The 5,106-nt window shown below is 29.7% G+C and carries 8 protein-coding genes; 1 reads left to right on the top strand and 7 read right to left on the bottom strand.

The features are described from left to right. Positions 1-16: 16 nt before the first annotated feature. A complete protein-coding gene (locus tag ACVC2P_RS15200; protein WP_452599308.1) occupies positions 17-241 on the bottom strand; it encodes a RebB family R body protein in 225 nt (74 codons plus the stop codon). A gap of 250 nt (positions 242-491) precedes the next feature. Here ACVC2P_RS15200 and ACVC2P_RS15195 point away from each other — a divergent pair, with 250 nt between their 5' ends. Then, positions 492-1,160 (top strand): hypothetical protein, encoded by a 669-nt coding sequence (locus ACVC2P_RS15195; RefSeq protein ID WP_452599307.1) that lies wholly within the window; start codon positions 492-494, stop codon positions 1,158-1,160. 141 nt (positions 1,161-1,301) lie between these two features. Here ACVC2P_RS15195 and ACVC2P_RS15190 read toward each other — a convergent pair whose 3' ends face one another. The 6 genes from ACVC2P_RS15190 to ACVC2P_RS15165 form a co-directional block, all read right to left on the bottom strand. Then, positions 1,302-1,772 (bottom strand): hypothetical protein, encoded by a 471-nt coding sequence (locus ACVC2P_RS15190; RefSeq protein WP_452599306.1) that lies wholly within the window; start codon positions 1,770-1,772, stop codon positions 1,302-1,304. A gap of 58 nt (positions 1,773-1,830) precedes the next feature. After that, positions 1,831-2,526 carry a LytR/AlgR family response regulator transcription factor gene (locus ACVC2P_RS15185; RefSeq protein WP_452599305.1) on the bottom strand — a complete coding sequence of 232 codons (696 nt, stop codon included), beginning with the start codon at positions 2,524-2,526 and terminating at the stop codon, positions 1,831-1,833. Continuing rightward, on the bottom strand, positions 2,523-3,191 hold the full coding sequence (locus ACVC2P_RS15180) for a sensor histidine kinase (protein WP_452599304.1): 669 nt from the start codon (positions 3,189-3,191) through the stop codon (positions 2,523-2,525). The genes ACVC2P_RS15185 and ACVC2P_RS15180 overlap by 4 nt, the downstream gene beginning before the upstream one ends. A gap of 385 nt (positions 3,192-3,576) precedes the next feature. Continuing rightward, positions 3,577-4,239 (bottom strand): hypothetical protein, encoded by a 663-nt coding sequence (locus ACVC2P_RS15175; RefSeq protein ID WP_452599303.1) that lies wholly within the window; start codon positions 4,237-4,239, stop codon positions 3,577-3,579. Positions 4,240-4,338: 99 nt separating this feature from the next. Next, on the bottom strand, positions 4,339-4,602 hold the full coding sequence (locus tag ACVC2P_RS15170; RefSeq protein WP_452599302.1) for a DUF202 domain-containing protein: 264 nt from the start codon (positions 4,600-4,602) through the stop codon (positions 4,339-4,341). Then, positions 4,603-5,106: AprA-related methyltransferase (locus ACVC2P_RS15165; protein WP_452599301.1), on the bottom strand; the 504-nt coding region annotated here is incomplete at its 5' end.

The following is a 5,106-nucleotide window of genomic DNA, read 5'->3' as shown; positions in this document are numbered from 1 at the left end:
TAATAATGGGTTTAGATTATGAACTGGTTAGCATTTTAATAGCATCTGCGACGATAACTGCATTCAGTTGGTTTAAGTTTTGTTGATTAGAGACCGAGTTTTGCATAGCCATACCATTAGCATGTGTTGCCATTTGGTAGAGGTTACTTAGTGCCTGTGCAGGAGATTCGCCTAGTACGGTAACATTTGTTTGTGTTACAGCATCGGTTATTTGTCCATTGACTGTAGAGTTGTCTGCCATAATTTTTTATTTGTTTGATTAATAGTTTTGTGTCTTGGTTTATACAAAGCTCTGAATATTAAATGATTGTTTTTTAAGGGGATTCCCTGAATTTTAAAAAATAAGGGAATTTACTTAGTGCATTAATATTTGGTCTAAAAGCGATGAAAATGAGCCAAATAGCTAGTTGTATTATAGGGACTTGTTGTTACTATTTATAAGCATATAAAGCCTACTTTTGTAGTATTAATAATCATTATTAAGCAGGAGTATGAAATTTTTTAAGAATATTTTTTTAGTTATAGTAATAGTTAGTATTACATCGTGTAAAGAAAAAGAAGAAGCAAATGTTGCTAAAACTGATGAGGTTTTTGTAGAAGAGCATACTACTGCTGTTGAAGAAGAAGAAAAAAATAAATTTGTTTTAGATAATTTATTAAAATATAACTCTGAAGCAGAACTAAAAGAAGCCTTTAAAGGAAAAGTTAAACGAGTTAAAGGCTATTATCCTGAAGGAATGGGGGTGTTTTTAAAAACAGTATTATATCCAGAAACTAAAAATGAAGTAGAATTTATTTGGAAAGACGATTCGTTGAACTTTAACCAATTGCACCAAATTAAAGTGTTTAAAAAAGATACAGATTGGAAAACTAAAGAAGGTATTACTATAGGAACCGATTTGAAGACATTAGAGATGCTAAATAAAAAAGCGTTTTCTTTTTATGGATTTGAATGGGATTACGGAGGTATGACAAGCTGGGATAACGGCTCTTTAATAAACAGAAATATGGCTGTAAGTCTAGCTTTGCCAGAAACAGTAGATTTTGCTGATTATGAAAAATTACTTGGAGAGTCCCAATTTAAAAGTAGCTCGGAAATAGCACAAAAAGTGAACCCTACTGTTAGGGAATTATCTTTAATAAAAAAAGAAGAAGAATAAAGCATACTAAAAATTTAGGGAGAAAAGTTATTTTTTTAGTAGCATTAATAGTCATAAGCAGAGAGCATGTTATCGCAATTAAACGTTACCTTTTAAAAACTGCTCTTGCCTGTAGAAAAAGTGTTGGATATACTTAATTTATTATAAATCTTCTAATTCTAAATTATAATCGTATTGCAAATCTTCATGTAAAGTTGCTATTCGTTTTTTTATTGTTGCTATTTGCCTGTCGTAAATATTCATTAATGTCACGTTTCGTTCTATAGAAGGTGTAAAATCGTTTAGTTTATTACAAAAATAGAGTAGTAGCTGTACTTCGGTTTCTTTATTTAAAGAGTATCTACAATACTTTTTTATGTTTCGTAGAATTTTGCGAACGCTTTTTTTTATATAAAAGTAACTATCTGTGTTAATAGTGCTAAACTGTTCATCTATTTCTTGCTTTACAGTTTCTATATAGCCGTTTTCATTATCTGCTTCAAATAACAAGTAGGTAAGGAGTTCTTTATTTTCTTTTTTAAAACGAGATAAACGCAAACATAATTCGGCAAGTTCTTGGTTAGATTTATGTTTTAATTCCTTTCTAATGGTAACTACAGATACTGCTTTCATAATTTATTTTCGTGACTATGGACCCTTTATTTTAATTGCTGTATTATAATAATCAAAACTAATTCTTTTTTTCTAGTCTGTCTAAAAAGGCTTGTTTGTATGTTTGTCCAATAGGGATTGTTTTAGAGTTTATAGAAATTCTGTTACCAGCAACGCTATTAATTAAGTCTATATTTACGGCAAATGATTTATGTGTACGCACAAATTGAGGTTCTGGTAAAAGCTTAAGTATGTTTGAGAATGTGTTGTTGGTTATAATATAATCATCATTTCTATGTAATTTAACATAGTCGCCTAACGCTTCAATACATTCTAGAGAGTTTAAAAGTATTTTGTGTAATACTTTGTTAGATTTTACCATTATAAACTGATCGGTAGCTGGAGATTGCTCTTTGGTTTTTAAGTCTAGTACTTTGTTAACAGCTATAAAAAAGCGATCAAACGAAAACGGTTTTAAAAGATAATCTATGGCATTAACCTCAAAACCATCTACCGCATATTGCGGGTAAGCAGTGGTAAAAATAACATTAGGTGGGTTTTGTAAAGATTTATAGAACGTTAATCCAGAGATTTTTGGCATATTAATATCTAAAAACAATAAATCTATGGTATTATGTGTTTTTAATACTTGCAGCCCCTCTATAGCGTTATTACATACAGCAACGAGTTCTAAAAAAGAGACGTCCTTTACAAAGTGTTTTAAAACACTTTGAGAAGAAGGCTCATCATCTATAATTATACATTTAATAGTCATTCTTGCAATGTGTTTAGTGTTATAGTTATGTCTACTTTAAAGGTGGTTTCTGTTTTAGTGATTTTAAATTCGTGTTGTTCTGGATAAACTAAATTTAAGTTGTTTTTAATATGCTCTAAACCAACACCTGAATACTGTAGTTTTTCATTGGATGCATCTAAAAGCATATTGTTTTCTATAGAAAACTTGAAAATATGGTTTTTTTGAAAAATATTGATGAGTATAAAAGTATCCTTTAGGTTGCCTTTTAAACCGTGTTTAAAACTATTTTCTACTAATGGCAATAGCAGCATAGGGTATAGGGTTAAACTTTCATTTTCAACACTGCTATTAAACGTTATATTATTAAAACCATGAACTCTAAATTTTTGAAATTTTATATAATTATCTAGTAGTTTAATTTCTTCTTTTATGGAGATACGTTTTGTATCGGCATCATATATAATGTATCGTAAAATATCAGAAAGTTGTACAATAGCATCAGTGATACCTTCTTTTTTTTCAATAGCTAACGCATAAATAACGTTAAGAGAGTTAAATAAAAAATGAGGATTTATTTGTGCTCTTAAATTAGATAGTTGTGTTTCTATTTGCTGGTTTTTTATACGTAATTCACGGTTTTCATTTCTGTTAAAATGAAACCAATCTTCAGAGAGTTTAATCAATGTTGTTGCTACTAGAAAAATACTAAAAGTAATAATAGGATTGGTGTTGGAATGGTATGAAATAAAAAAGTAATTAGGAAATAAGTTATTTAGTATAGGTTTAAAAAATGCAATATGTAATTGCGAAAATATAAGAAGGTTTATTATAAAGGCTAAACAATACAAAATGTACTTTTCCTTTTTTAAAAGACGGGGCATCAGGCCATATAGGTTTATTACGGAAGGTAGGGCCAAAGAAATAAGGAAGCCAACGGTATAAATATAATCTACAGTTATTGGGCGTTGTCCGCGAGAAAATATAAATAATAAAATTATAAAAGCGGATAACCACAGCCCTAAATTAAATAGTATAGGGCTGTGGTTGTTTATTTTTTTTAGATATGGATTAAGGTTTAACATTATACCTGCTTAGCTTTTTATCGGACGTTGACTTCCATTTGTTTTCAACACTTGATGCCAAATACTTTTCTAAAAATTCGTATAATTCTTTTGAATCTGCAGTAAGTAAAAAGTCCTCTTGGATACCTATTGTTTCATGTTTAATTCTAATTTTACTATTTTTAAATAAGTCTTTAATACGGTTTTCGTCTAACCATTTAATATCTACATTATCATTGTTTATCATGTCGAATTTTACAACAGAATGGGCATTTATAAGATGGGATGATAAAAGTGAGTTTAATCCAGTGTCGTCTTGTATATAAGGCGTAAAGTCTAATAATAATTGGTTTTTAACTTTAAAAGGTGTAGCCATAAAAGTGGCTTTTTTATCGTTAGAAGTATACTCTACGTAGTAATTATATTTGTATTTTTCAAATGCAGCCAAATCTTCTTTAGAAGGTTTATTTTTTGAGTTAAACTCTTTATCGAACATGGCTTTAAAAGATTCCACATGCCATATTGCTCCTTTATTATCTTTCCAGTCTCCAACAAATTTTTCTTCAAAAGAAATAGCTTCTTGTATATAAAAAGGATGAAGAGATTTTACAATACATGAGTTTAATACTAATACACTAAAAAGGATAATTACTAGGTTTCTAGTTTTCATAATTATAGGTTTTATTGATTTGCTTTCAAAACAAATAAAATTGTAAAAACACAACAATAAATTTCGGTAAACACGGCTTAACTCCTGCCAAACATTTATTTAGGCGTTATAATGGCGTTTAATATTCTTTTTTACACGCATTAAGCGATAAAGTCCAATGATTAGTATAATAGGCGAAATGACTAATAATATAAGTCCAAAGGATTTTAAATCTGTAAAGAATTCTAGCTTAAGTATGGTAAGCCCTGTGCCTAAGAAAACAATAAAAGTTCTAAAATAGGCTAAAAAAGTGCGTTCGTTTGCTAATTTGGTTCGTTCTATGGCTAACCAATCTCTTGTTATTAGCTGGTTTTTGTTTTCCATTTAATTCCCTTTTAATAAGTTAACACTAACAGTAGCTAATTCGCTATTGGGAAATTTAGAAAAATAGGTAGGATCTGGATGTAAACCAGCTTCTGCTGCTACTTTGTTAAATACATCGACTTCTAGAATGTATTGATCGCTATAACCATGCGTAGCATCGTAAGCGGTTGCTGCTGTTTTTCCTATATTATTAGCGGTAAGTTCAGGTTTTATAGTATGTAATTCTATAATTAATAAGCCAAATTGTTCTACGTATGGTTTCCATTTCTGTAAATGCTCTAATAATGAATCTTCAACGAGGTTATTGTTTATTCGTTTTCCTTTGTAGGCATAAGCACCAGAAGATTTGCTAATTCGATCTGTTGTTTGTTTTGGGGCTTCCCATATACGGTTATGATCTAGAAAAGTACGTACATTTAGTAAGTCTTTTAAATCTATATTATAATCTTCTTTTAAATCTTTGGCTAATAAATCGGGCCTACCAATGTCTCCCCATATTACTTT

The sequence above is a fragment of the Pontimicrobium sp. MEBiC01747 genome (genome assembly GCF_053601635.1).
This window is presented reverse-complemented; position numbering and strand designations above follow the sequence as displayed.